Here is a 22767-nt window from a genome sequence, read left to right as displayed (position 1 = left end):
CAGCATGACCGAGTCCTTCCACCGTATCGGCGTGATCGGCGCCGGGGCCATGGGCCGCGGCATTGCCCAGCTGTTCGCCAGCGCTGGCCTGCCGGTACGGCTGTACGACAGCAACCCGCAGACCGTGGAGCAGGCCCTGGCCTTCAACCGCGAGCTGCTGGAGCGCGCGGTGGCCAAGGGCAAGCTCGCCGCCGACGGCCTCGACGCGACGATGCAGCGCCTGCTGCCGACCCACAGCCTCGACGAACTGGCCGACTGCGACCTGCTGATCGAGGCCATCATCGAGGACCTCGGCGCCAAGCAGGCGCTGCTCGCCGAGCTGGAAAAACGCGTGGCGCCGGACGCCGTGCTGGCGAGCAACACCTCGTCGCTCTCGGTCACCCGCATCGCCGCGCGCTGCCAGCATCCGCAGCGGGTCGCCGGCTTCCACTTCTTCAACCCGGTGACGCTGATGCGCATCGTCGAGGTGGTCCGCGGCCAGCGCACCAGCGAGGCGGTGGTGCGGCGCCTGGGTCGGCTGGCGGAGCAGGCCGGGCATTATCCGGCGGTGTCGCCGGACAGCCCCGGCTTCATCGTCAACCATGCCGGCCGCGCCTTCAGCACCGAAGCCCTGCGCATCCTCGGCGAAGGCATCGCCAGCCCGGCGCAGATCGACCGCATCCTGCGCGACGGCGTGGGCTTCCGCATGGGGCCCTTCGAACTGCTCGACCTGACCGGCCTGGACGTTTCCCACGCGGTGATGGAGTCGCTTTACCAGCAGTTCTACCAGGACCCGCGCTATACCCCGTCGCCGCTGGCCGCGCAGCGCGTCGCCGGCGGCTTGCTGGGGCGCAAGAGTGGCGAGGGCTTCTACCGCTATCGCGACGGCCAGCCCCTGCGTGAGCCCGAGGAACAGCACGAAGCCGTGCTGCTCAATCGCCCCTACTGGCTCGACAGCCAGGACCCGGAACTGCGCCACCGCGTAGCAGCGATCCTCACCCTGGGCGGCGTGGTGCTGGAGACCAGCGAAGCGCCGTCATCGCGGGCCATCTGCCTGGTCACCCCGCTGGGAACCGACGCCAGCACGCGTATCGACGCCCTCGGCCTGCCGCCGGAGCGCAGCCTGGCGCTGGAGACCTTCACCGAACTGGACCGCCGCCGCGTGCTGATGCGCCAGCCGGCGCTCGATCCAAAGCTCGAAGCCCAGGCGCGCCAGGCGCTGGGCAGCGACGGCGTACCGGTGGAAGTGATCAACGATTCGCCCGGTTTCATCTGCCAGCGCGTAGTGGCCGGCATCGTCAACCTCGGCTGCGAGATCGCCCAGCGTGGCATTGCCACCCCGGTGACGCTGGACCGCGCGGTGCAACTGGCGCTGGGGTACCCGCTGGGCCCGCTGGCCTTCGGCGAGCACTACGGCGCGGCGCGCATCCTCACCATCCTGCAAGGGCTGCAAGCCTGCTACGGCGAGGCGCGCTACCGGCCCAGCCCCTGGCTGCGCCGCCGCGTGCAGCTGGACTTGCCGCTGCATAGCCCGGATCGGGCGGAGTGACGGTCTGCAACCTGTAGCAGCGCGCCCTGCTAGGGGACCCGGCGCTGGGCGGTTCGCGAGCAAGCTCGCTCCTACGAAGAGCTGCCTCGCACTGACCTGTAGGAGCGAGCTTGCTCGCGAACCCACCCGCCGGAGGACTCACCGGAAACTGACGAACTCCCCCGCCTTCAACTTCTCCAGCGCCGCCTTGCGCTCCTCCGGCGGCAGCGCGCCGAGCTTTTCCACCCGCGCATAGAACGCCGGCCAGTTGCCGCCAACCTGGGCGAACAGCGCCGCGAACGCCGGCACCCACTGGTCGTAGAGGCCGAAGGGCAGCAGCTTGGCGTTGTTCAGCGGGCCGTTGACCCAGGCATCGAAGGGCGCCTTGCCGCCCCAATCCTGATCGCGCACCTGCGCGTAGTCGCGACGCAGGCGTTCGAATTCGGCCTGCTTGCCGGCGCGCTTCTCGGCGTCGCTGCGCGGGCTGGCGTAGAGGGTCTGCAGGCGCTCGCGAGTATCGAGCACCAGCTGGGTGAAGCGCTTGCGCTGCTCCGCCAGCAGCGGCGATTCGTCCGGCAGATGGCGGGCGGCACGCCAGCGGCGGCCACCTTCGGCCTCGACGAAGGAGGCGTAGGACTCGTTGAACGCGGTGTCGCCCGGCAGGTAGAACTTCTGGTGCGCCAGCTCGTGGAAGATCGTCTCGGCCAGGCGCTGGTCGCCCCAGCGCAGCATGCTGCTGAGAATCGGGTCGTCGAACCAGCCGAGGGTCGAATAGGCCTCGACGCCACCGACATAGACATCCAGCCCCTGTTCCTTCAGGCGCTTCGCCTCGGCCTGTGCACCCGCGTCGCCGTAGTAGCCGCGGTAGGCCACGCAGCCGGCGATGGGGAAGCAGTGGGTCAGCGGCTGCAGCGACAGCTCCGGCGTGGCGAACACGTTCCACACCACATTGGGCCGGTGGATGTCGGCGTAGAGGCGGTAGCTCTGGTTGTCCGGCAGGCCCAGCTCGGCGCTGGCGAAGGCGCGGGCCTCCTGGGACAGCTCCAGGCGCTGGCGCAGCGCGGGGTCGCGGGCGGGATCGGCGACCACTTCGGCCACCGGTTCGCGGGCGGCGAGCAGGCGCAACTGACCATTGGCCAGCTGTCCGTAATAGCCCACCGTGGAACAACCGCTCAGCGCCCAGATGGCCAGGCAGGGAACCCAGCGGCACAGGCGGCGGTCGAGTGTCGGGATAAGAAGGCGGAAGGGCATGCGCGGAACATAGCACAGGGCCTGGTCCGCTCGCTGCCGCCCCCTCGACCCAGGAGCCACCCCGATGCGCGCCCTCCTCATACCTGCCGGCCTGCTCGCCCTGAGCGGCTGTTCCATGCTGATGCCCCAGCCGGACCCGAACCGCGCCTGGGTCGACCTGGACACCAATAGCCAGAGCGATCTTGCGGCCACGGAAGTGGACAACAAGGAATGGTCCAGCACCCGTTACTTCGAGGTTGACCCGGGCTCCCACGAATTGCGCGTGCGCTTCCAGTTCCAGGTCGAGCCGGTGGATATCGGCCCGGTGGACGAGGCGCTGTGGCGCGACTGCGCGATGACCGTGCAATACAAGGACTTCAGCGCCGGCCAGCGCTACCGCCTGGAGACCGGCAGCATCGGCTTCCGCCCCTGGGCCAAGCTCTACGACGCGCAGGGCGGCGAGATCGCCCGCGGCCGCGAACGGGGCTGCGCCAAGGCCTGAGCGGGGTATGCTGTGGGATGAGCCCCTCCCACGGTGAACCTCCATGCGCCCGCGTTACCTCCCCGGCCTCCTTCCCCTGGGCTTCGCCCTGCTCGCCGGCTGCGCCAGCCCGCTGCCGGCCCACGACCCGCAGATGGCCTGGATCGACCTCTACACCACGCCGGGCAAGACCCTGATGGCCGAGCGCCTGGATGGCAAATCGGTCAGTGACGGCCGCTTCTACCAGGTGACGCCGGGGCGCCACGAGCTGGTGGTGCGCTTCCAGTACGAAGTCTCCAGCGGCGGCGGCATGGGCCAGATGACCGATCCTTCGGAGCTGACCTGCCGGGTAAAGGTGACCTACGACGACTTCGCCGCCGGCCAGCGCTACCGCCTGGAACTGCGCCCGCAACTGCGCAGCGCCCTGGCGCTGCTGACCGATGCCAACGGCAAGCTGGTGGCGAAGACGGATTTCCAGGGCGCGGTGCGCTGCGGGCCGTTCTAACAGAAGACTTCCCCGGCGCGGGTGGGGCGGATAACGCCTGGGGTGTTATCCACCGAACTGGCGGATAACCCGTGCCAGGTTATGCGCCCTACGTTCCCAGCTCACATGCGCTCGCGCGGCTGAACTTTGCGTAGGAGCGGACTTCGTCCGCGATGATTTCCACACGCGCCGGATGCCGATCGCGGACAGAGTCCGCTCCTACGCGATGGGAACGCCCGCGTGAATACCAACTCGGCCTCGCAAGGTCACGCCCTGTAGGAGCGGACCTTGTCCGCGAAGCCCTCACATCATTCGGTATCGAAGGAAGAGTCCCGCTGGGGGAGCGGGCGCCATCGCGCGGAAGAGTCCGGCCGGCCCGAATTTCGCCGCGATGGATTTCGCGGACAAGGTCCGCTCCTACGCCGCTATCAGCATCTGGCGACCAAGGCGGGCAACGCCTAAGCACGGGTCAACCTAAAGTCAGCTGTCGTTCTTCTGGTAGATGATCCGCCGCTGCCCGTTGTCGCAGGTACCGACCACCATGTTCGGGTCCTTCACCTCGGACTTGTCCACGATCTCCAGGGTGTAGGAGGTCACCCCGGCGGCTTGGATCTTGGTCTCGATCTCGGCCTTGAGCTCTTCGCAGGGCTTCACTGCCGCCCAGCTTGCGCCGCTGCCCAGCAGCAGCGCCATGCCGGTCGCGGCGGCCCATTTCATCGTCGTCATCACAGTCCCTCGTCAAAGCCCCACGGCGGGGCACCCTATCCTAACGGTGGACCGCAACCGCCGGACAGAGTGCCCCGCTGGCTCATTCGAGCGTGGCGTCGAGGGTGATGCGCGCGTTGAGCACCCGGGAGACCGGGCAGCCGGCCTTGGCCTTGTCGGCGATGGCCTGGAAGGTCTGCGCATCGGTGCCCGGCACCTTCGCCTTCAACGTGAGGTGCACGGCGGTGATGGTGAAGCCGTCGGCGAGCTTCTCCAGGCTGACTTCGGCCCGGGTGTCGATGCTGTCGGCGGTCAGGCCCGCCTCGCCGAGCATCATCGACAGGGCCATGGAGAAGCAGCCGGCATGAGCCGCGCCGATCAGTTCTTCCGGGTTGGTGCCCGGCGCGCCTTCGAAGCGCGTGTTGAAGCCGTAGGGCTGCTGCTGGAGCGCGCCGCTCTCGGTGGAGATCGTGCCCTTGCCGTCCTTCAGGCCACCCTGCCAGTGGGCCGATGCCGATTTCTTCATGTCGCGTCCTCCGCTTGGGTTGCTGTCAGGACTTTCGAGGCCAGCGACCCGCATGGGGTTCAGCTTTTCGAAGAGCTCTTCGCAGGAGCGCGGGGCGCGCCGTGGTTCTCGCTCGCGAACGGGTTGGCGCGGAGCCTCGCAGGTTCGCGAGCAAGCTCGCTCCTACATTCCCGCCATGAAAAAGGCCGGGCCCCTCGCGGAGCCCGGCCGGGTTCACATCCAGGCGCTTACTTGGAGTAAACGATTTCCTTGGTGCCGCCTTCGCAGGTGCCGACGACTTGCTTGCCGCCCGCGCTGCCCTTGTCGACGACTTCCAGGCTGTACGAAGCAACGCCCTTGGCCTTGAGCTTCGCATCGATCTCCGACTTCAGCTCTTCGCACGGCTTGCCGGCGGCAAGGACGTTGCCTGCCAGGGCGAAGACCCCCACAGCGATCAGGAACTTCTTCATTGGTAACGCTCCCTCGTCGTTCACGAAAAAAGGCCCGAACGGGCCGGAAAACCGGGCTACCCCGGTACGCACGATCACGCGTCCGGCCAGCATGGCACGGGCACGTGACAAAAGGGCCGCGCAAGCACGGCGGCCGATCTAGCTGTTGGCGATGCGGAAGCCGACCTTGATGGTCACCTGGTAGTGACCCACCGCGCCATTCTCGATGTGCCCGCGGGTATCCACCACTTCGAACCATTCCAGGAAGTCGATGCTCTTGGCCGCCTCGGCCAGGGCGTTGTTGATCGCATCCTCGATGCTGGTGCGCGAGGAGCCGACCAGCTCGATCTTCTTGTAGGTGTGGTGATTGGACATGGCCTCTCTCCTGAATCTGGCAGCGCCCGGGCAGAATGCCAGCGCGCTCAATGGACAGTAGTAGAGGGGTGGACCCACGGCAAACGGTGCGGTTCAGACTTTACGCGGGGGTGTTCAGCTCCGCCTGCAGCCAGCGCGCCAGCTTTTCCGCGCGGGGATCGGACCGCCGCGCGGGCACCCACAGCGCCAGTCGCGCAGCGGTTTCGACGAAGCCCCAGGGCGCGGCGAGGCGTCCGGCTGCGAGGTCGTCGGCTACCAGTTGCTGCGGCGCGATGGCCACGCCAAGGCCTGCCACGGCAGCTTCGAGCAGGTAATACAGATGCTCGAAGCCCTGCCCGAGCTTGAGCCGCGCAGGCTCCAGCCCGTGGCGCGCGGCCCATTCCGGCCAGGCCTGCGGGCGCGAGACGGTATGCAGCAGTGCCTCCTCCAGCAAGGCTGCGGCCGGCGCCTCGCGCAGCTGCTCGAAGCGGGCGGAGCGCGGGCTGAGCACCGGGCCGATGCTTTCCACTGCCAGCTCCAGCACGCGCATGTCCGCCGGCCACGGCGGGGCGGCGAAGCACAGGGTGGCGTCGAGACCGCCGCGGCGCGGGTCGAGGTCGCCATCGCTGGCGGAAAGTTGCAGGCGCAGGTCCGGCAGCTCGCGGTTCAGGCGGTCCAGGCGCGGGATGAACCAGCGCGCCAGCAGGCTGCCGGGGCATCCCAGGACGAAGGGCGCATCCCCGCCAGCCTGGCGCCGCAGTTCGGTGCAGACGCTGCGCAGGCGCTCGAAGGAATCGCTGGCCACCTCGCTCAGGCGGACGCCGGCATCGGTGAGTTTTACGCCGCGGCCTTCCTTGATGAACAGGGTTACGCCCAGTTCTTCCTCCAACAGGCGAATCTGCCGGCTGATCGCCCCGTGGGTGACGCTCAGCTCATCAGCCGCTGCGCTCATGCCGCGCAGGCGGGCAGCGGCTTCGAAGGCGCGCAGGGCGTTGAGCGGCGGAAGGTCTCGGCTCATGCTGGATCAATCCGTGAGTTTTTCTGACAGGTCGTGGCGATCTTATCGCTTTTCCCCGTCATCACACAGCCGTATCCTGTGCTCACTTTCGTAGGCGACTCGCGGGTAATGCCCGCCCCTGCAAGATCAAAGCCCCTCTCCCTGACCCTCTTCCGCAAGCGTGAGAGGGGACCGTTCGGTGCAGGATGAACCCTTGGTATCAGCCGGCACATACGGCTCCCTCTCCCTTCAGGGAGAGGGCTGGGGAGAGGGGAAAGCCCAGGCACGATGTCTCGGAAGAAGAGACGTTTCCACCAGGAGTGATCCCATGTCCACACTGCGCACCGGTCCAGACGCCAAGGGCCTGTTCGGCCACTTCGGCGGCCAGTACGTCGCCGAGACCCTGATGCCGCTGATCCACGACCTGGCCCGCGAGTACGAGAAGGCCAAGGACGATCCGCAGTTCCAGAAGGAACTCGCCTATTTCCAGAGCGACTACGTCGGCCGTCCGAGCCCGCTGTACTTCGCCGAGCGCCTGACCGAGCACTGCGGCGGCGCGAAGATCTACCTCAAGCGCGAAGAGCTGAACCACACCGGCGCGCACAAGATCAACAACTGCATCGGCCAGATCCTGCTGGCCAAGCGCATGGGCAAGAAACGCATCATCGCCGAGACCGGCGCCGGCATGCACGGCGTGGCCACTGCCACCGTGGCCGCGCGCTTCGGCATGGAATGCGTGATCTTCATGGGCACCACCGACATCGATCGCCAGCAGGCCAACGTGTTCCGCATGAAGCTGCTCGGCGCCGAGGTGATTCCGGTCACCGCCGGCACCGGCACCCTGAAGGACGCGATGAACGAAGCGCTGCGCGACTGGGTGACCAACGTGCACAACACCTTCTACCTGATCGGCACCGTGGCCGGCCCGCACCCGTACCCGGCAATGGTCCGCGACTTCCAGGCAGTGATCGGCAAGGAAACCCGCGAGCAGCTGGCCGAGAAGGAAGGGCGCCTGCCCGACTCGCTGGTCGCCTGCATCGGCGGCGGCTCCAACGCCATGGGCCTGTTCCACCCGTTCCTCGATGACGCCAGCGTCAAGATCATCGGCGTCGAAGCCGCCGGCCACGGCATCGAAACCGGCAAGCACGCGGCCAGCCTGAACGGCGGCGTACCGGGCGTGCTGCACGGCAACCGCACCTTCCTGCTGCAGGACGAGGACGGCCAGATCATCGACGCGCATTCCATCTCCGCCGGCCTGGATTATCCCGGCATCGGCCCGGAACACGCCTGGCTGCATGACATCGGCCGCGTCGAGTACACCTCGATCACCGACCACGAGGCGCTCGACGCCTTCCACCAGTGCTGCCGCCTGGAAGGCATCATTCCCGCGCTGGAGTCCTCCCATGCGCTGGCCGAAGTCTTCAAGCGCGCGCCGACCCTGCCCAAGGACCACATCATGGTGGTGAACCTGTCCGGTCGTGGCGACAAGGACATGCAGACCGTCATGCACCACATGCAACAGGAGCCGCAAGCATGAGCCGCCTGCAGACCCGCTTCGCCGAACTCAAGGAGCAGAACCGCGCCGCCCTGGTGACCTTCATCACCGCCGGCGATCCGGGCTACTCGACCTCGCTGGACATCCTCAAGGGCCTGCCCGAGGCCGGCGCCGACGTGATCGAGCTGGGCATGCCGTTCACCGACCCGATGGCCGACGGCCCGGCGATCCAGCTGGCCAACATCCGCGCCCTGGGCAACGGCCAGAACCTGGTGAAGACGCTGAAGATGGTCCGCGAATTCCGCCAGGGCAACAGCACTACGCCGCTGGTGCTGATGGGCTACTTCAACCCGATCCACTACTACGGCGTGGACAAGTTCATCGCCGACGCGAAAGAAGCCGGCGTCGATGGCCTGATCGTGGTGGATCTGCCGCCGGAGCACAACGAAGACCTCTGCCACCCGGCCCAGGCCGCGGGCATCGACTTCATCCGCCTGACCACCCCGACCACCGATGACCAGCGCCTGCCGACCGTGCTCGAAGGCAGCTCGGGCTTCGTCTACTACGTCTCGGTGGCCGGCGTGACCGGCGCCGGCGCGGCAACCCTCGACCACGTCGAGGAAGCGGTGGCGCGTTTGCGCCGTCATACCGACCTGCCGGTCTCGATCGGCTTCGGCATCCGCACCCCGGAACACGCGGCGAACATTGCCCGCCTGGCCGACGGCGTGGTGGTGGGCTCGGCGCTGATCGACAAGATCGCCGAAGCCACCAGCTCCGCCGACGCGGTGCAGAGCGTGCTCGGCCTTTGCCGGCAGCTGGCCGAAGGTGTGCGGAGCGCTCGCTGATCGCCTCGACCCGCTCCGCGTAGGATGGCGTGGAGCGAAGCGATACCCATCCCACGATCTGAGGCCGCCTTTCCTGTAGGAGCGAGCTTGCTCGCGAACCAGCCCGACGCCGGAGTTACCGGCAAACCCTGTTCGCGAGCAAGCTCGCTCCTACAAGGTCAGCCCTCAGAAAAAAGCCCGGCGAATGCCGGGCTTTTTCGTTTCAGGCGCGGGTTATTCCACGCTCTCTTCCTGCGGCGCTTCTTCGCCTTCGGCGCCGCCGCCCAGGCCAAGACCCTGCGCGGAGCCCATGGCGAAGGCCATGAATTCCGGCACGCTCATGTCCTTGCCGTTGAACTTCACCTGATCGTTCGCGTAGGCCAGCGAGCTGGACAGCGCGTTGCCGTCGAGCACCGCCCATTCCGACTGCAGGGCCATGCCGCTGAACAGGTCGGTCATGGCATCGGATTGCTGCTTGAGCGCCACCGGATCGACGCTGCCGGCCGCCTCGCCACCCAGCGAACCCTGCAGGGCGACGATGTCGCCGATCACCGCCTTGTCCACCTTCAGGTCGGCCTTGAGCGCGGCGAGGATGCTGCGGGCCATCTCGTCAGGCGTGGCAGCGGCTTCGTTGGGCTTGCGCAGGTCGACCGACAGCGAAGCCTTGGCCACGCCGTGGGTGGTCTGCAGGGACAGCTCGTCCAGCGACAGCACCGGCGAGCCTTCCAGCAGGGCCAGGCCCAGCTTCTTCAGCTCTTCTTCCTGCGCCGGGGTCAGCTCGGTGCTTTCCAGGCTGTCCAGGGCCATCTTGTTGTAGGACTCCTTGAAAGTCTTGAGCACGCCTTCGTCGAGGTTGCGCAGGCTCAGGTCGAGCTTCACGCCGCCGATTTCCTGGCCCTGCACCACGACCTTGCCGACGCGGTAGGAAACGCTCTGGTCCAGGCCCTTGCCGCCCTGCTTGAGGGTTTCCTCGACCACGGCGTCGCGCAGCTCGACTTCCGGTGCGCCCGGCGACTTGATGTTCAGGCTCTTGATGGTGGCGGAGCTGGGGCCGAGGGCGAAGCCGTTGGCGTTTTCCTTCTTGTCGCCCTGCATGCCCAGGTCACGCAGCTGCACCTTGGCCAACTGGCCGGTGTTCTCGTCGGTGAAATCGAGGTCGACCTCGGCGAGGTTGCCCACGGCGCTCACGTCCTTCTTGTCGCCGGACACGTTGAAGGTCAGCTTGATCGGCGACAGGCGCAGCTTGTCGCTGTCCTTGGCGAATTCCAGGGCGGCGGTTTCGACGCGGCCTTCCTGCTTCTGGTCGTAATGGATGGTCAGGTCGCCGGACAGCGGCGCCTTGCCGCCCGCGGCGGTGAACAGCGGGGCGGTGAGCTCGTTCTGCTCCAGGGCGAAATGGCTCTGCGCCATGACCGGCGCCAGCTGGCCGGCGGCCAGGCGCGAGGCGGGGAAGGGGCCGTGTTCCAGGCGATCGGTGAAGACCAGGACCTGCGGCTCTTCGCCTTCCTTGCCGGTGAAGGTCAGGTTGTAGCGCGCGGAGCTGGAGAACAGGCCGCGCTGGATGTCCACCAGGGTCAGGTAGGCGCCCAGGCCGGGGGCTTCCTGCTTGAGCAGTTCGTTGGCTTCGGTGATGCCGCGGTTCACTTCCTGCTCGACGCGGGTGCCGGTGTACCACGCGCCGGCAACGGCGGCGCCGACAAGGGCAACGGGGATGGCGATGGCCAGGGCGGTCTTCTTCATGCTGATTCCTTTCAGGTGCGGCCGTACGGGGGACGTCCTGTCGACCGTTTATGGGAGTGGGCGGCGCGATGCTAGCAGGCGCCCTGCCATCACTCCAGCACCGTTGGCGACCGACTTCACAGCGCCAGCATTGACCGACGGGGCACGGCTGTCAGGATAGAGGGCTCAATCGGTTCGAGAGGCCCTAGCCATGGCCGTGCTGCACAGCCTTCATCACGTCGCCCTGATCTGCTCGGACTATCCGCGCTCCAAGCACTTCTACGTCGATATCCTCGGCCTGAAGGTGATCGCCGAGACCTACCGCACCGCGCGCGACTCCTGGAAGCTCGACCTGGCGCTGGGCGATGCGCGGCTGGAGCTGTTCTCCTTCCCCGGCGCGCCGGCACGGCCTTCCTATCCCGAGGCGCAGGGCCTGCGCCACCTGGCATTCGCCGTGGATGACCTGGAAGCGGCGGTGGAGCACCTGCAAAGCCACGGCGTGGCCTGCGAGCCGATCCGCCTCGATGAGCTGACCGACAAGCGCTTCACCTTCTTCGCCGACCCGGACGATTTGCCGCTGGAGCTTTACGAGCGCTGAGTTCCGGCAGCCGCTCTCGCCGGAGGGCGTGGCGCGCAGCGATACCCATCCTACGGTCTGAGCCCAACCGTAAATGGGTTCGCGAGCAAGCTCGCTCCTACGAAGAGCGAAGCATGCCCAGCCTGTAGGAGCGAGCTTGCTCGCGAACAGAGTCCGCAGCGGGGCTTGTTCGCGAGCAAGCTCGCTCCTACAAGAGCCGATCCCCCCTGAACAAGCACAAAAAAGCCGCCCGAAGGCGGCTTTTCAGCAAGGCAGGAAACTCACAGCACCTGTCGCAGGAAGCTCTGCGCACGCGCATCCCTGGGCTGGGCGAAGAACTCTGCCGGGGCTGCATCTTCCAACAGCTTGCCGTGATCGAAGAACAGCACGCGGTCGGCAACTTCACGGGCAAAGCCCATCTCGTGGGTCACGCAGACCATGGTCATGCCTTCCAGCGCCAGGGTCTTCATCACGTCCAGCACCTCGCCGACCATCTCCGGGTCGAGCGCCGAGGTGGGTTCGTCGAACAGCATCACCTTCGGATCCATGCACAGCGCGCGGGCGATGGCCACACGCTGCTGCTGGCCGCCGGAGAGGCGCGACGGGTATTCGTTGGCCTTCTGGCCGATGCCGACCTTTTCCAGCAGCGCCTTCGCCTTGGCCTCGCGCTCGGCCTTGCCGCGCTTGCGTACCACTTTCTGCGCCAGGCACAGGTTCTCCAGCACGGTCATGTGCGGGAACAGGTTGAAGTGCTGGAACACCATGCCGACTTCGCGACGGTAGGCGTTGATGTCGGTCTTCGGGTTGGCGAGGTCGAGACCATCGATGCTCACCGAGCCGGAGTCGAACTCCTCCAGGCCGTTCAGGCAGCGCAGGAAGGTGGACTTGCCCGAGCCGGACGGCCCGATCACCACCACCACTTCGCCCTTGGCCACGCCGGTGGTGACGTCATCCACCGCGCGCACGACCTGCCCGCGGGTATCGAAGACCTTGGTCAGGTTACGGACTTCAATCACTTTGGCCGAGCCTCCGCTCCAAGCGCCCCGCCAGATGCGACAGCGGCAGGTTGATCACGAGATAGAGGGCGGCGACGCAGAACCAGATCTCGAAGGTAGAGAACGAGGTGGTGATCGCCTCGCGGCCGCTCTTGGTCAGCTCGGTGATGGCGATCACCGAGACCAGGGAAGTGTCCTTCACCAGGCTGATGAACTGCCCGGCCAGCGGCGGCAGCACGCGCTTGAAGGCCTGCGGCAGGATCACATGGCGCATCGACTGCGCGGCGTTCAGGCCGAGGGAGCGCGCGGCCTCGTCCTGGCCGCGGGCGATGGACTGCACGCCGGCGCGGACGATCTCGGCGACGTAGGCGCCGGTGAACAGCGCCAGCGCCGCCACCCCGGCGAACTCGCGGGACAGGTTCAGCACGGTGCCGATGAAGAAGTAGAAGATGAATATCTGCACCAGCAGCGGCGTGCCGCGCACCAGTTCGACGTAGAGGGTCGAGAGGTCGTGCAGGGTCGGGTTCTTCGACAGGCGGCAGAGCCCGGTGAACAGGCCGATGACCAGGCCGAAAGCGCCGGAAACGAAGGAGATCCACAGCGTGGTCCACAGGCCCCAGGCCAGCGGGCCGGCGGCCCAGTGGCGGGTCGCGCCAACCACATCGCCCTCGGCTACGTCATCGTTTTCGGAGAACTGCAGGCTGTCGGCGGCCACCGTCAGCACCTGCTGCTTGCCGTCCTCGTCCACCAGGGTGACGCGGGCGGCGCCGTTCAGGTCTTCGATCTTCTCTACCCGCGAGATGGCATCCGCGCGCTGCGGCTCCTCCGCCTGGTAGGCGAAGTACTGCGGGACGCGGTTCCAGCGCCACTCGTAGGAGATCAGCGAAGTGGAGTACCAGATGGCGAGGCCGATCAACAGGAGGATCAGCCCGGTCAGCCCGTGCCAGGGCCAGGTTGCGCGTTTCGTTCTAGCCACGAATCTCTACCGTGAAAATGCGAACGCGCAGGCCGGGGGCCTGCGCGTCGGGTCGACCTGGGTCAGACGCGGATTATTCCATGTCCTTGAGCCAGTCGGTGTTCTTGAACCACTTGTCGTGAATGCGATCGTAGGTGCCGTCTTCACGGATCTGCTTGAGGAAGTTGTTGATGAAGTTGATCGAGTCGTAGTCGCCCTTCTTCAGGCCGAAGGCCAGCGGCTCGTAGGTGAACGGCTGGTCCAGGTGTACCAGCTTGCCGGCGCCGAACTTGCTCACGCCGACGACGTTGTAGGGCGAGTCGTAGATGAAGGCATCGGCCTTGCCGTTGACCACGTCCATGACCGCTTCGGGCTCGTTGTCGAAGCCGTGGTACTGGGCCTTGGACAGCTGCTTCTTGGCGACGAATTCGCCGGTGGTGCCGATCTTCGAGGTGATGCGGTATTTCGCGTCGTTCAGGTCCTTGTAGGACTTGATCTCGCCTTGCAGCTCCTTGCGGATCAGCAGGGTCTGGCCGACCACGATGAAGGGATCGGAGAAGTTCAGGCGCAGGTTGCGTTCCTGGGTCAGGGTCATGCCCGAGCCGATCATGTCGAACTTGTCGGTGAGCAGGGCCGGAATGATGCCGTCGTAGGCGGTGGAGACCAGTTCCAGCTTGACGTTCATGGACTTGGCCATGGCCTTGAGCAGGTCCACTTCGAAACCGACGATCTGACCGCGCTTGTTGGTCATCTCGAACGGCATGTAGGTCGGGTCCATGCCCACGCGCAGGGTGCCGCGCTTGGCCGCTTCATCGATGGCGCCGGCCTGGGCCGCGCTCACGCTGACCAGGGCGCAGACGCCCATCACCAGCGATGCCAGGTACTTTTTCATCCCCATACTCCCGAGCAAATGAAAGAACTTGTTGTTTTTTCCAGTGATCGAACCGGGCGCGCCACGGCAGGCCGGGCGTTCAAAGGGTGCGAAGCGTACCCCATGCGACGGATATCTCAATCTTTTCTGGATAGCTGGCGCAGGGTACCAGCAGCGGTGCGCGGGGAAAACAGGCTGAACCGCCACGCCGCCCGCACCCCGGATGGGATGAGGGCGGCGCAGGATCAGGATTGCGCGGCGGGCAGCGCCATGGCGCCCTGCTCCGCGACCGGCGCCAGGGGCACGGCCGGGGCATGGGCATCGGCCTTCAGCGATTGCCGCCAGGGGCCGATCCACTGCTCCTTGTCCCCCTGCCAGAGCGCCAGGTGCAGGCGCGACAGCGCTACCGGGTCGCTCAGCAGCGCCAGGCGGCGGTTGCCGTCGAGCTGCTCGGGGCCGGCTTCCAGCGCCTTCTCGACCAGCGCGGCGCGGGTCGCCTCGATGGCAGCGGACTGGCCGTGGCGGGCAGTGCCCATGGCGCAGGCCAGGGCGTTCAGCACCGGGTCGACGGCGGAACGAACGAAGCCGTCCTTCAGCGCCTGCCAGCGGTTCTGGTAGGTGTACTCATCGGTGGCACGCAGCTCGCGCGGGGTGTCGTACTCCTCGGGGATGAGGAACAGCTTCTCATCGCGCGAGGCCAGGCCCAGCTTGACCCGGCTGCTGATCACCGAGACCGGGATCGACAGCATCAGCGCGCCGACGATGGGCGACAGCCACCACAGGAAGCGCGGGTTCAGCCATGCCACCAGCAGCGCCCAGCACAGGCCCAGCAGGGTCTGCAGGCCGTGGCGGCGGATCGCCTCGCTCCACGGGGTGTCGTCGTCGTCACGCTGCGGCGACTTCCACTGGGCTTCCCAGCCGAGGAACGCGGCCAGCACGAAGCGGGTATGGAAGAGCATGCGCACCGGGGCGAGCAGCACGGAGAAGAACATCTCCAGCAGCATGCTCAGGGTCACCTTGATCACGCCGCCGTAGCCCTTGGCGCCCTTGGCCCAGATCAGCATGACGCTGAGCAGCTTGGGCAGGAACAGCAGCGTCAGGGTGGTGGAGAACAGGGCGATGGCCTTTTCCGGGTGCCACTGCGGCCAGATCGGGAACAGCTGGCGCGGTTCCAGGAAATACTGCGGCTCCATCAACTGGTGCACCGCCAGCAGCGCGGTGGACAGCACCAGGAAGAAGAACCACAGCGGCGCCGACAGGTAGGACATCACGCCGGTGAGAAACACCGCGCGGTGCACCGGGTGCATGCCCTTGACCAGGAACAGGCGGAAGTTCATCAGGTTGCCGTGGCACCAGCGGCGGTCGCGCTTGAGCTCGTCCAGCAGGTTGGGCGGCAATTCCTCGTAGCTGCCTTCCAGGTCGTAGGCGATCCACACGCCCCAGCCGGCGCGGCGCATCAGCGCGGCTTCGACGAAGTCGTGGGAGAGGATCGCGCCGGCGAAGGAGCCCTTGCCCGGCAGCGGCGCCAGGGCGCAGTGCTCGATGAAGGGTTTCACCCGGATGATCGCGTTGTGGCCCCAGTAGTGGGATTCGCCCAGCTGCCAGAAGTGCAGGCCGGCGGTGAACAGCGGGCCGTAGACGCGGGTGGCGAACTGCTGCATGCGCGCATAGAGAGTGTCCATGCCCGACGCCTTGGGCGCGGTCTGGATGATGCCGGCCTCGGGATTGGCCTCCATCAGGCGCACCAGCTTGGTCAGGCAGTCGCCGCTCATTACGCTGTCGGCGTCCATCACGACCATGTACTTGTACTGGCCGCCCCAGCGACGGCAGAAGTCGTCGATGTTGCCGCTCTTGCGCTTCACCCGGCGCCGGCGGCGGCGGTAGAAGATGCGGCCGAAGCCCAGGGCTTCCTTGCACAGCTCGATCCAGGCCTTTTCTTCGGCCATGGCGATGTCGGGCTGGTTGGTGTCGCTGAGCACGAAGAAGTCGAAGCGATCCAGCTCGCCGCTGGCGGCCACCGATTCGTAGGTCGCCCGCAGGCCGGCAAAGACGCGCGGGACGTCCTCGTTGCAGATCGGCATGACGATGGCGGTGCGTGCATCGGCGGCAATCGGCTCGCTGCCCGCGCTGCTGCCGGAGATGCGGTAGCGGTCGCGGCCGGTGAGCAGCTCCCAGAAGCCCATCAGGGCCGTCCAGAAACCTGCCGAGACCCAGCAGAACAGGATGGCGAACAGCGCCAGCACGCCGAACTGGATGACGTACGGCAGCACCTGCTCCAGGGTCTGCAGGAAGGTCTGGCGGTTGATCTCTTCGAGATCGACGAAGGCCCAGCCCTGGTAGGGCAGGATGCCTTTCATGTAGTAGGTGGCGACGCTGGTCTGGCCGAGCATGAGCAGGACCAGGATGAACCGGCGCAGCGAGCCGACCCGCTGCCAGCGCGCCTTGGGCAGGTCGCGGGCGGGCTTGGACGGGTTGCTGCGGCCGGTCAGGCGGCGCCAGCCGCGCATGATCGGGTTGGTGCGCCAGGGCTCGGGAATCACCTTGGTGCGCTGGATCGGCGGCGCAGCCTTGAGGTAGGTGCGGCCGTTGTCGTCCATGCCCAGCATCTGGGCGTCGTCGAGGTCCGGCCCGTAGCCGTGGCGCAGGCGCGCGCCGACCGAGGCCAGCGCTGCGTCTTCGCCCTGAACATCGCCAGCGAGCTGCTCGTGCAGCTCGCTGAAGGAACCGGCCCTGGCCAGCCGCTCACGCTCCTGCGCCGAGAGGGGCAGGTGCGCGAGATAGTCGGCCACCGGCGCGGTGGTAGCGGTGGAATTATTCATCGGCAGGCAGCTGGTAGCTCCAGGTTTCGGAAATGGTCTGGCCACCGTTGACCAGGGCAGCGCGCATTTCCGTCGGCTTCTTCGGATCCTTGACCTTGATCCGCAGGGTCAGACGCCAGCCCTGGGTCACTGCGTTGTAGCGCAGGCTGTTTTCCTTCACTTCGGCGTTGTCGTCGGTGCTCACCTGGGTGCTCACCGGCGCATCGCCTGCCAGCGCCTTCAGGGTCGGGCCGACGAAATCGACGACCAGGGCGACGCTGCCGTCAGGCTGGCGGATCAGGTTCTTCTGCTTCACGTCGCCGACCGAGCGCAGGGTCTGCTTGACCCAGGCGTTCTTGGCGTCGTGCAGGGCGTCTTCGTCCTTGGTCCAGCGCATGCGGTAGGCGAAGTCCAGCGGCTCGCCGGCTTCCGGACGCTTCTCGGGGTTCCAGAAGGCCACGATATTGTCGTTGGTCTCGTCCGGGGTCGGGATCTCCACCAGCTCGATGGTGCCCTTGCCCCAGTCGCCCTGCGGCTCGACCCAGGCGGACGGACGCAGGTCGTAGCGGTCGTCCAGGTCTTCGTAGCGGGAGAACTCGCGGCCGCGCTGCAGCAGGCCGAAACCTTTCGGGTTCTCGACGCTGTAGGCGCTGACAGACAGGTGTTTGGGGTTGTTCAGCGGGCGCCAGATCCACTCGTCGTTGCCAGCATGGATCTGCAGGCCGGTGGAGTCATGCAGTTCCGGACGGAAGTTGTGTTCCGCCGAAGGCTGGTTGGAGCCGAACAGGAACATGCTGGTCAGCGGCGCCAGGCCCAGCTTGCTCACCTTGTCGCGCAGGAATACGCGGGCCTTCACATCGACTACGGTGTCGTTGCCCGGACGGATGGTGAAGCGGTACGCGCCGGTCGCACGGGGCGAATCCAGCAGGGCGAAGATCACCAGGTGCTTGTCCTTGGCCTTGGGCTTCTCGATCCAGAACTCGCGGAAGCGCGGGAACTCCTCACCCGACGGCAGTGCGGTGTCCAGCGCCAGGCCGCGCGCGGACAGGCCCCACCACTGGTCCTTGCCGATGATGCGGAAGTAGCTCGCACCCAGGAAGGTGGCGATCTCGTCCTGCTTGTCGGGGGAGTTGATCGGGTACAGCAGGCGGAAGCCGGCGTAGCCCAGGTCCTTGGTGGCATTGGCGTCGAACTTCAGGGTACCGAAGTCGAAACGGGAGGGATCGTACTTGATCTCCTTGACGTCGGTCGCCGTGACTTCGTTGATCTTCACCGGGGTGTCGAAGTGCATGCCCTGGTGATAGAAGCTGATCTTGAAGGGGGTCTTCTCGTCGGCCCAGTAGGCCTTCTCGTTGCGGAAGCGGATCTGCTGGTAATCGGCGAATTTCATTTCGCTGAATTCCGATGGCAGGTTGCTCGTCGGTGCGCTGTACTTCTCAGCAGCCAGCGCCTTGGCCTTTTCGCCAACGTCGTCGAGGTTGAAGGCCCAAGCGTGGGTTGCGCTCAACGCCAGCAGGGCGGAGCCGACCAGTCCGCGAAGGATTTGGCGCGAAAGCGGTTGTTGAACGGAACGGAAAATCACGAGTCCCCCTCGTCCGTGAACACAAAACGATTAAAGCCAGCAAAGGCGATGCCAATCTGCTGGCGATTGAATTCCGACCCCGGTGAGCCTGAATGATTCCCCGCTTTTTTCCACGGGTACTTCGAGCTCCCGGAGGCGCATTGTTCTAAGTGCATAAGCCCTAACCATCATCCCACGGCGATATGACAAGCTGCCGCGCGTTCAAGCCTCCAGTAGAAAGGTCACCGGACCATCATTGACCAGGTGGACCTGCATGTTGGCGCCAAAACGGCCAGTGGCGACCAGCGGATGACGCTCTCGCGCCTGCTCCACCAGCAGATCGAACAACGCGGCGCCCTTTTCAGGTGGCGCCGCGCTGGAAAAGCTCGGCCGCAGCCCCTTTCGGGTATCCGCGGCCAGGGTGAACTGCGAGACCAGCAGCAGACCGCCGCCGACATCGCTCAATGAAAGGTTCATCTTACCTTCATCGTCGCCAAACACTCGATAGTTAAGCAGCTTGTGCAACAAACGGTTCACGCAAGCCTCGTCATCCTGAGGCTCGACGCCCACCAGCGCCAGCAGCCCGTGGTCGATGGCGCCGACGATTTCGCCGTCGACCTCGACGCAGGCGCCACGCACGCGCTGGATCAGCCCCTTCATTCAGCCTCCGGCGGCAGGTTCAGCAGGCGCCGGCCGATCTCGTTGGTGGCGCGCACCAGCGCATCGGTGATGCCCGGCTCACCGGCGACGTGGCCGGCGTCGCGGACGATCTGCAGCTCGCTGTTGGGCCACGCCTTGTGCAGCGCCCAGGCGTTGTCCAGCGGGCAGACCACGTCGTAGCGGCCGTGGACGATCACGCCCGGCAGGTGGGCGATCTTATGCATGTCGCGCAGCAACTGGTCGGGTTCGAGGAAGCCGTTGTTGACGAAGTAGTGGTTCTCGATGCGGGCGATGGACAGCGAGCGGTGCGGGTCGGCGAAGCGCTCCACCACCGCCGGGTTCGGTCGCAGCGTCGCCGTGCGGCCTTCCCAGGTGGACCAGGCGCGGGCGGCGTGCATCTGGGCGATCTGGTCCGGGCCGGTCAGGCGACGGTGGAAGGCGTGCAGCAGGTCGTCGTGCTCGTCGGCGGGAATCGGCGCCAGGTAGTCCTCCCAGTAATCGGGGAACAGGCGGCTCGCGCCCTCCTGGTAGAACCAGCGGATTTCCTGCGGGCGACACAGGAAGATGCCGCGCACGATCAGCGCCAGCACGCGGTCGGGATGCGTCTGGGCGTAGGCCAGCGACAGGGTCGAGCCCCAGGAACCGCCGAACAGCACCCACTTGTCGATGCCCAGGTGCTCGCGGATGCGCTCGATATCCTCGACCAGGTGCCAGGTGGTGTTGTTCTCCAGGCTCGCGTAAGGCGTGGAGCGGCCACAGCCACGCTGATCGAAGGTGACGATGCGGTAGATGTTGGGGTCGAAGAAACGCCGCGACATGGCATCGCAACCGGAGCCCGGGCCGCCATGGATGAACAGAACCGGCAATCCGTCGGGCATGCCGCTCTCGTCCACATAGAGGACGTGGGGCTCCTCGACGGCCAGTTCATGGCGCGCGTAAGGCTTGATTTCCGGATACAAAGTCTGCATGGCTCGCTCCTGGATCAGTGCGTTCGGTCGCTCCGGACCAGTAACCATCCTAGGGCCTGTCGCCTTCTTAGAGAAAGTCGCGTTGCCGCGGCACGACTTCCATCGAAAGTCTTCGGCCCCCACGGTGTCGGGCATGATACTCGGGCCAGCGAAAAACCCATAAGGGAGTTAGTGAGCCATGCCACGGAAGTTGTTTCTTTCTCTATTCCTGCTGCTCCTTGCCTTGACCGGATGCGGCAAGGACGACCCGCGCGCGCAACTGGACGCCGCCGTCAAGCACTTGCAGGACAATCTCGAAGCCAAGAATAGCGGGGCCGTGATCGATCAGCTGGCCGGCGATTTCCGCGCCAACGGCGAGTTCGACCGCGACTGGGCCAGACGCACCATGACGCTGATGTTCCTGCGCCACCAGCAGGTCAGGGTGATCCTGCTCAGCAGCGAGAGCCGCGTCGATTCGACCTACGCCAATCGCGGCCATACTGACGCGCAGGTTGCCCTCACCGGCGCCGAGAACCTCATCCCCGACAGCGCTGGGCACTATTCCGTGAAGCTGGAGTGGTGGCGCGAAGGCTCCGAGTGGAAACTGGCGAGGCTCGACTGGCAATGACTTCCCCCCTGCAACACCGCATCCGCGCCGCCGGCCTGCTGCTGCGCCGCGACGAGATCCTGCTGGTGCGCCACGAGGTGGCCGGTGACGTGTACTGGATTCCGCCGGGCGGCGGCTTCGAGTCGGACAAGGACCAATCCACCCGTGACACGGTGCGCCGCGAGTGTCGGGAGGAAACCGGCCTGGCGGTGGAAGTCGGCCCGCTGGTCTACGTGCGCGAGTTCGCCGAACCGCTGGCCGGGCGCTTCCACATGGAATTGTTCTACCGCGTGGATGCCTGGGATGGCCGGGTCAGCCTGGACAACCTGCGCGGCCTGGGCGGCCTGGGCGGCGACGAGTTCGATATCCGTGAGGTCGCCTGGGTGCCGCGCCAGGAGTTGCCGCGCCTGCCCTCCTACTACCCCGCCGAATTGCTCGACGACGTCTGGGAGCGTCTGGCCGAGGCGCAGCCATTGATCCGCCACCTCGGCCTGCAACGCTAGCGGCGCTACTGCACCGGTTCGCTGGTGGGCTTGGCGATGATCGCCTGCAGCTCGGCGGTCATGGGGAATTCCAGGTTGAGGTTCTTCGGCGGAATCGGCTGCTCGAACCAGCGCTGGTAGATGCCCTTGATCTCGCCGGACGAATACAGGTCGGCCAGGGTCTGGTTGACCAGGGCGAGGAACTGCGGGTCGTCCTTGCGCACCATGCAGGCGTAGATTTCCCGCGACTGCGGCTCGCCCACCACCACCCACTGGTGCGGATCGCGGGCCTTGGCCTTCTCGCCATAAAGCAGCGCGTCGTCCATGTAGAAGGCCACGGCGCGGCCGGATTGCAGCATGAGGAAGGCTTCGCCGTGGTCCTTGGCGCTGACCACGTTCATGCCCAGCTTGTGCTCGGAGTTGTAGGCCTTGAGGTAACGCTCGTTGGTGGTGCCGGCGGTGGTCACCACATTCTTGCCCTTGAGATCGTCGAAGCCCTGGATGCCGCTGTCCTTGGCGGTCAGCAACTGGCCCTTCACGTAGATGAAGCCGTAGGAGAAGGCGACCTGCTTCAAGCGCTCGGCGGTGACGCCGGTGGAGCCGCACTCCAGGTCAACCGTGCCGTTCTGCACCAGCGGGATGCGCGTCTGCGAGGTCACCAGGTTGTATTTCACCTTGAGGTCCGGCTTGTCGAGCTTCTGTTTGATGCGCTCGACTACCTTGCCGGCCAGCTCCACCGAGTAGCCCATGGGCTGCCCGCTGTTGTCGCCCAGGTAGGAGAACGGCACCGAGGCGTCGCGATAACCCAGGGTTATCGTGCCGCGCTCGGCGACTTTCTTCAGCGTGCCGTCCAGCGCTTCGTTCGCCTGCGCCAGCGTGCAGACCAGGCTGGACGCCGCCAGCATTGCCAGTGCGAGTCGTTTCATGGGTTCGATCCCTCTTGTTGTTGTGAGTCGGGTTGAGAGTCAGGGCCGCGCTGCGATCACGGTGATTTCCACCAGCACCGACGGCCGCGCCAGCAGCGCCTGGACCGTGGTGCGGGTCGGCGCGCAGGCTTCGGGCAGCCAGGCGGACCAGACTCCGTTCATGGCCTCGAAGTCCTCGGCGATGTCCTTCAGGTAGATGGTCGCGCTGAGGATGTTCGCCTTGTCGGTACCGGCTTCGGCCAGCAGCGCGTCGATCTTCGCCAGCACCTCGCGGGTCTGGCCCTGGATATCGGTGGCCTGGCCGGGCACCTGCCCGGAGAGGAACACCAGCGAGCCGAAGACCATAGCGCCGGAAAGGCGCTCGTTGGTGGCGATGCGTGTGAGTTGCATGGTGGGTCTCCTAAATCCGATGGAATCAGCCGGCCAGCCGTTCGGGCGTCAGGCCGCTGGTGTCGATGGCTGGCCGGCGCCCGGCGATCTGCGCGGCGATCAGTTGCGCGCTGCCGCAGGCGAGGGTGAAGCCCAGCGCGCCGTGGCCTAGATTGAGCCACAGCCCGCGCGGCCCGCAGCATCGACTTCACCTCGGACACCACCACCTCGGTGCGTGACATGAAGGTCGTCCGCGAAGCCCGTGACGA

At 66.3% G+C, this 22767-nt stretch carries 24 protein-coding genes and 2 pseudogenes; 9 read left to right on the top strand and 17 right to left on the bottom strand.

Features of this window, described 5'->3' with window-relative positions:
* Nucleotides 1–4: 4 nt before the first annotated feature.
* Nucleotides 5–1528 (top strand): 3-hydroxyacyl-CoA dehydrogenase, encoded by a 1524-nt coding sequence (locus ACCC94_RS00705; protein ID WP_413347660.1) that lies wholly within the window; start codon nt 5–7, stop codon nt 1526–1528.
* Nucleotides 1529–1666: 138 nt separating this feature from the next.
* Here ACCC94_RS00705 and ACCC94_RS00700 read toward each other — a convergent pair whose 3' ends face one another.
* The gene (locus ACCC94_RS00700; protein WP_413347583.1) at nt 1667–2758 is read right to left on the bottom strand and encodes an aminopeptidase; all 1092 of its coding nucleotides are present in this window, start codon (nt 2756–2758) and stop codon (nt 1667–1669) included.
* Between the two features lie 64 nt (nt 2759–2822).
* On the opposite strand from ACCC94_RS00700, the gene ACCC94_RS00695 reads away from it, so the two are divergent.
* Together ACCC94_RS00695 and ACCC94_RS00690 are read left to right on the top strand one after the other, a co-directional pair.
* Nucleotides 2823–3239, top strand: coding sequence for a hypothetical protein (locus ACCC94_RS00695; RefSeq protein ID WP_413347582.1), 417 nt, complete (start codon nt 2823–2825; stop codon nt 3237–3239).
* A 43-nt stretch (nt 3240–3282) separates the two neighbouring features.
* Nucleotides 3283–3723: a hypothetical protein gene (locus ACCC94_RS00690; protein WP_413347581.1), complete on the top strand. Its 441-nt coding sequence runs from the start codon at nt 3283–3285 to the stop codon at nt 3721–3723.
* A 459-nt stretch (nt 3724–4182) separates the two neighbouring features.
* On the opposite strand, the gene ACCC94_RS00685 is transcribed toward ACCC94_RS00690, so the two are convergent.
* The 5 genes from ACCC94_RS00685 to ACCC94_RS00665 form a co-directional block, all read right to left on the bottom strand.
* Nucleotides 4183–4419, bottom strand: a complete 237-nt coding sequence (locus ACCC94_RS00685) for a DUF1161 domain-containing protein (protein ID WP_413347659.1) — start codon at nt 4417–4419, stop codon at nt 4183–4185.
* A 91-nt stretch (nt 4420–4510) separates the two neighbouring features.
* Nucleotides 4511–4933: an OsmC family protein gene (locus ACCC94_RS00680; RefSeq protein WP_413347580.1), complete on the bottom strand. Its 423-nt coding sequence runs from the start codon at nt 4931–4933 to the stop codon at nt 4511–4513.
* A gap of 227 nt (nt 4934–5160) precedes the next feature.
* Nucleotides 5161–5382 carry a DUF1161 domain-containing protein gene (locus ACCC94_RS00675; protein WP_017518906.1) on the bottom strand — a complete coding sequence of 74 codons (222 nt, stop codon included), beginning with the start codon at nt 5380–5382 and terminating at the stop codon, nt 5161–5163.
* 138 nt (nt 5383–5520) lie between these two features.
* Entirely contained in the window at nt 5521–5736 is a 216-nt protein-coding gene (locus ACCC94_RS00670) for a dodecin (RefSeq protein ID WP_017518905.1), read from the bottom strand.
* 100 nt (nt 5737–5836) lie between these two features.
* Nucleotides 5837–6733, bottom strand: a complete 897-nt coding sequence (locus tag ACCC94_RS00665; RefSeq protein ID WP_413347579.1) for a LysR family transcriptional regulator — start codon at nt 6731–6733, stop codon at nt 5837–5839.
* 307 nt (nt 6734–7040) lie between these two features.
* On the opposite strand from ACCC94_RS00665, the gene trpB reads away from it, so the two are divergent.
* Together trpB and trpA are read left to right on the top strand one after the other, a co-directional pair.
* Complete coding sequence (gene trpB / locus ACCC94_RS00660) at nt 7041–8249, top strand: tryptophan synthase subunit beta (RefSeq protein ID WP_413347578.1); 1209 nt, start codon at nt 7041–7043, stop codon at nt 8247–8249.
* A complete protein-coding gene (trpA, locus tag ACCC94_RS00655) occupies nt 8246–9052 on the top strand; it encodes a tryptophan synthase subunit alpha (RefSeq protein ID WP_413347577.1) in 807 nt (268 codons plus the stop codon). The genes trpB and trpA overlap by 4 nt, the downstream gene beginning before the upstream one ends.
* A 213-nt stretch (nt 9053–9265) precedes the next feature.
* Here the strand turns inward: trpA and ACCC94_RS00650 are convergent, their stop codons facing one another.
* A complete protein-coding gene (locus tag ACCC94_RS00650; RefSeq protein ID WP_413347576.1) occupies nt 9266–10771 on the bottom strand; it encodes a YdgA family protein in 1506 nt (501 codons plus the stop codon).
* A gap of 190 nt (nt 10772–10961) precedes the next feature.
* On the opposite strand from ACCC94_RS00650, the gene ACCC94_RS00645 reads away from it, so the two are divergent.
* The gene (locus ACCC94_RS00645) at nt 10962–11348 is read left to right on the top strand and encodes a VOC family protein (protein ID WP_413347575.1); all 387 of its coding nucleotides are present in this window, start codon (nt 10962–10964) and stop codon (nt 11346–11348) included.
* Nucleotides 11349–11608: 260 nt separating this feature from the next.
* Here the strand turns inward: ACCC94_RS00645 and ACCC94_RS00640 are convergent, their stop codons facing one another.
* The 7 genes from ACCC94_RS00640 to pip form a co-directional block, all read right to left on the bottom strand.
* Nucleotides 11609–12343: an amino acid ABC transporter ATP-binding protein gene (locus ACCC94_RS00640; protein WP_413347574.1), complete on the bottom strand. Its 735-nt coding sequence runs from the start codon at nt 12341–12343 to the stop codon at nt 11609–11611.
* A complete protein-coding gene (locus ACCC94_RS00635; protein ID WP_413347573.1) occupies nt 12336–13298 on the bottom strand; it encodes an amino acid ABC transporter permease in 963 nt (320 codons plus the stop codon). Before ACCC94_RS00635 ends, ACCC94_RS00640 begins: the two co-directional genes overlap by 8 nt.
* 73 nt (nt 13299–13371) lie before the next feature.
* Nucleotides 13372–14169, bottom strand: a complete 798-nt coding sequence (locus ACCC94_RS00630; RefSeq protein WP_192435910.1) for a transporter substrate-binding domain-containing protein — start codon at nt 14167–14169, stop codon at nt 13372–13374.
* Nucleotides 14170–14393: 224 nt separating this feature from the next.
* On the bottom strand, nt 14394–16967 hold the full coding sequence (gene mdoH, locus ACCC94_RS00625; RefSeq protein WP_413347572.1) for a glucans biosynthesis glucosyltransferase MdoH: 2574 nt from the start codon (nt 16965–16967) through the stop codon (nt 14394–14396).
* A complete protein-coding gene (locus tag ACCC94_RS00620) occupies nt 16960–18528 on the bottom strand; it encodes a glucan biosynthesis protein G (RefSeq protein ID WP_413347571.1) in 1569 nt (522 codons plus the stop codon). Before ACCC94_RS00620 ends, mdoH begins: the two co-directional genes overlap by 8 nt.
* A gap of 201 nt (nt 18529–18729) precedes the next feature.
* Complete coding sequence (gene dtd, locus ACCC94_RS00615) at nt 18730–19167, bottom strand: D-aminoacyl-tRNA deacylase (protein ID WP_413347570.1); 438 nt, start codon at nt 19165–19167, stop codon at nt 18730–18732.
* Nucleotides 19164–20135, bottom strand: a complete 972-nt coding sequence (pip, locus tag ACCC94_RS00610) for a prolyl aminopeptidase (RefSeq protein ID WP_413347569.1) — start codon at nt 20133–20135, stop codon at nt 19164–19166. Before pip ends, dtd begins: the two co-directional genes overlap by 4 nt.
* 178 nt (nt 20136–20313) lie before the next feature.
* Between pip and ACCC94_RS00605 the strand changes: the two genes are divergently transcribed.
* Complete coding sequence (locus ACCC94_RS00605; protein WP_413347568.1) at nt 20314–20742, top strand: hypothetical protein; 429 nt, start codon at nt 20314–20316, stop codon at nt 20740–20742.
* Nucleotides 20739–21224: an NUDIX domain-containing protein gene (locus tag ACCC94_RS00600; RefSeq protein WP_413347567.1), complete on the top strand. Its 486-nt coding sequence runs from the start codon at nt 20739–20741 to the stop codon at nt 21222–21224. The genes ACCC94_RS00605 and ACCC94_RS00600 overlap by 4 nt, the downstream gene beginning before the upstream one ends.
* Before the next feature lie 5 nt (nt 21225–21229).
* Here the strand turns inward: ACCC94_RS00600 and ACCC94_RS00595 are convergent, their stop codons facing one another.
* The 3 genes and pseudogenes from ACCC94_RS00595 to ACCC94_RS00585 form a co-directional block, all read right to left on the bottom strand.
* On the bottom strand, nt 21230–22129 hold the full coding sequence (locus ACCC94_RS00595; protein WP_413347566.1) for a transporter substrate-binding domain-containing protein: 900 nt from the start codon (nt 22127–22129) through the stop codon (nt 21230–21232).
* Between the two features lie 39 nt (nt 22130–22168).
* Nucleotides 22169–22519, bottom strand: coding sequence for a RidA family protein (locus ACCC94_RS00590; RefSeq protein ID WP_413347565.1), 351 nt, complete (start codon nt 22517–22519; stop codon nt 22169–22171).
* A 25-nt stretch (nt 22520–22544) separates the two neighbouring features.
* Nucleotides 22545–22694: pseudogene (locus ACCC94_RS00585) on the bottom strand (amino acid dehydrogenase); the annotation flags it as partial.
* Here ACCC94_RS00585 and ACCC94_RS00580 point away from each other — a divergent pair.
* Nucleotides 22694–22767: pseudogene (locus ACCC94_RS00580) on the top strand (DUF2388 domain-containing protein); the annotation flags it as partial. The pseudogenes ACCC94_RS00585 and ACCC94_RS00580 sit on opposite strands and share 1 nt — an antisense overlap.

Origin of the sequence: Pseudomonas sp. Pseusp97 (genome assembly GCF_047304025.1) — a bacterium.
Classification (GTDB): Bacteria; Pseudomonadota; Gammaproteobacteria; order Pseudomonadales; family Pseudomonadaceae; genus Pseudomonas.
The sequence above is the reverse complement of the archived record's forward strand: the minus strand, read 5'-3'. Positions and strand labels throughout refer to the sequence as shown.

What these genes read in the sequence shown, in the direction of transcription:
- ACCC94_RS00705 (WP_413347660.1), top strand. Translation starts at nt 5, where the DNA reads ATGACCGAGTCCTTCCACCGTATCGGCGTGATCGGCGCCGGGGCCATG.
- ACCC94_RS00700 (WP_413347583.1), bottom strand. Translation starts at nt 2,758, where the DNA reads ATGCCCTTCCGCCTTCTTATCCCGACACTCGACCGCCGCCTGTGCCGC.
- ACCC94_RS00695 (WP_413347582.1), top strand. Translation starts at nt 2,823, where the DNA reads ATGCGCGCCCTCCTCATACCTGCCGGCCTGCTCGCCCTGAGCGGCTGT.
- ACCC94_RS00690 (WP_413347581.1), top strand. Translation starts at nt 3,283, where the DNA reads ATGCGCCCGCGTTACCTCCCCGGCCTCCTTCCCCTGGGCTTCGCCCTG.
- ACCC94_RS00685 (WP_413347659.1), bottom strand. Translation starts at nt 4,419, where the DNA reads ATGAAATGGGCCGCCGCGACCGGCATGGCGCTGCTGCTGGGCAGCGGC.
- ACCC94_RS00680 (WP_413347580.1), bottom strand. Translation starts at nt 4,933, where the DNA reads ATGAAGAAATCGGCATCGGCCCACTGGCAGGGTGGCCTGAAGGACGGC.
- ACCC94_RS00675 (WP_017518906.1), bottom strand. Translation starts at nt 5,382, where the DNA reads ATGAAGAAGTTCCTGATCGCTGTGGGGGTCTTCGCCCTGGCAGGCAAC.
- ACCC94_RS00670 (WP_017518905.1), bottom strand. Translation starts at nt 5,736, where the DNA reads ATGTCCAATCACCACACCTACAAGAAGATCGAGCTGGTCGGCTCCTCG.
- ACCC94_RS00665 (WP_413347579.1), bottom strand. Translation starts at nt 6,733, where the DNA reads ATGAGCCGAGACCTTCCGCCGCTCAACGCCCTGCGCGCCTTCGAAGCC.
- trpB (WP_413347578.1), top strand. Translation starts at nt 7,041, where the DNA reads ATGTCCACACTGCGCACCGGTCCAGACGCCAAGGGCCTGTTCGGCCAC.
- trpA (WP_413347577.1), top strand. Translation starts at nt 8,246, where the DNA reads ATGAGCCGCCTGCAGACCCGCTTCGCCGAACTCAAGGAGCAGAACCGC.
- ACCC94_RS00650 (WP_413347576.1), bottom strand. Translation starts at nt 10,771, where the DNA reads ATGAAGAAGACCGCCCTGGCCATCGCCATCCCCGTTGCCCTTGTCGGC.
- ACCC94_RS00645 (WP_413347575.1), top strand. Translation starts at nt 10,962, where the DNA reads ATGGCCGTGCTGCACAGCCTTCATCACGTCGCCCTGATCTGCTCGGAC.
- ACCC94_RS00630 (WP_192435910.1), bottom strand. Translation starts at nt 14,169, where the DNA reads ATGAAAAAGTACCTGGCATCGCTGGTGATGGGCGTCTGCGCCCTGGTC.
- mdoH (WP_413347572.1), bottom strand. Translation starts at nt 16,967, where the DNA reads ATGAATAATTCCACCGCTACCACCGCGCCGGTGGCCGACTATCTCGCG.
- dtd (WP_413347570.1), bottom strand. Translation starts at nt 19,167, where the DNA reads ATGAAGGGGCTGATCCAGCGCGTGCGTGGCGCCTGCGTCGAGGTCGAC.
- pip (WP_413347569.1), bottom strand. Translation starts at nt 20,135, where the DNA reads ATGCAGACTTTGTATCCGGAAATCAAGCCTTACGCGCGCCATGAACTG.
- ACCC94_RS00605 (WP_413347568.1), top strand. Translation starts at nt 20,314, where the DNA reads ATGCCACGGAAGTTGTTTCTTTCTCTATTCCTGCTGCTCCTTGCCTTG.
- ACCC94_RS00600 (WP_413347567.1), top strand. Translation starts at nt 20,739, where the DNA reads ATGACTTCCCCCCTGCAACACCGCATCCGCGCCGCCGGCCTGCTGCTG.
- ACCC94_RS00595 (WP_413347566.1), bottom strand. Translation starts at nt 22,129, where the DNA reads ATGAAACGACTCGCACTGGCAATGCTGGCGGCGTCCAGCCTGGTCTGC.
- ACCC94_RS00590 (WP_413347565.1), bottom strand. Translation starts at nt 22,519, where the DNA reads ATGCAACTCACACGCATCGCCACCAACGAGCGCCTTTCCGGCGCTATG.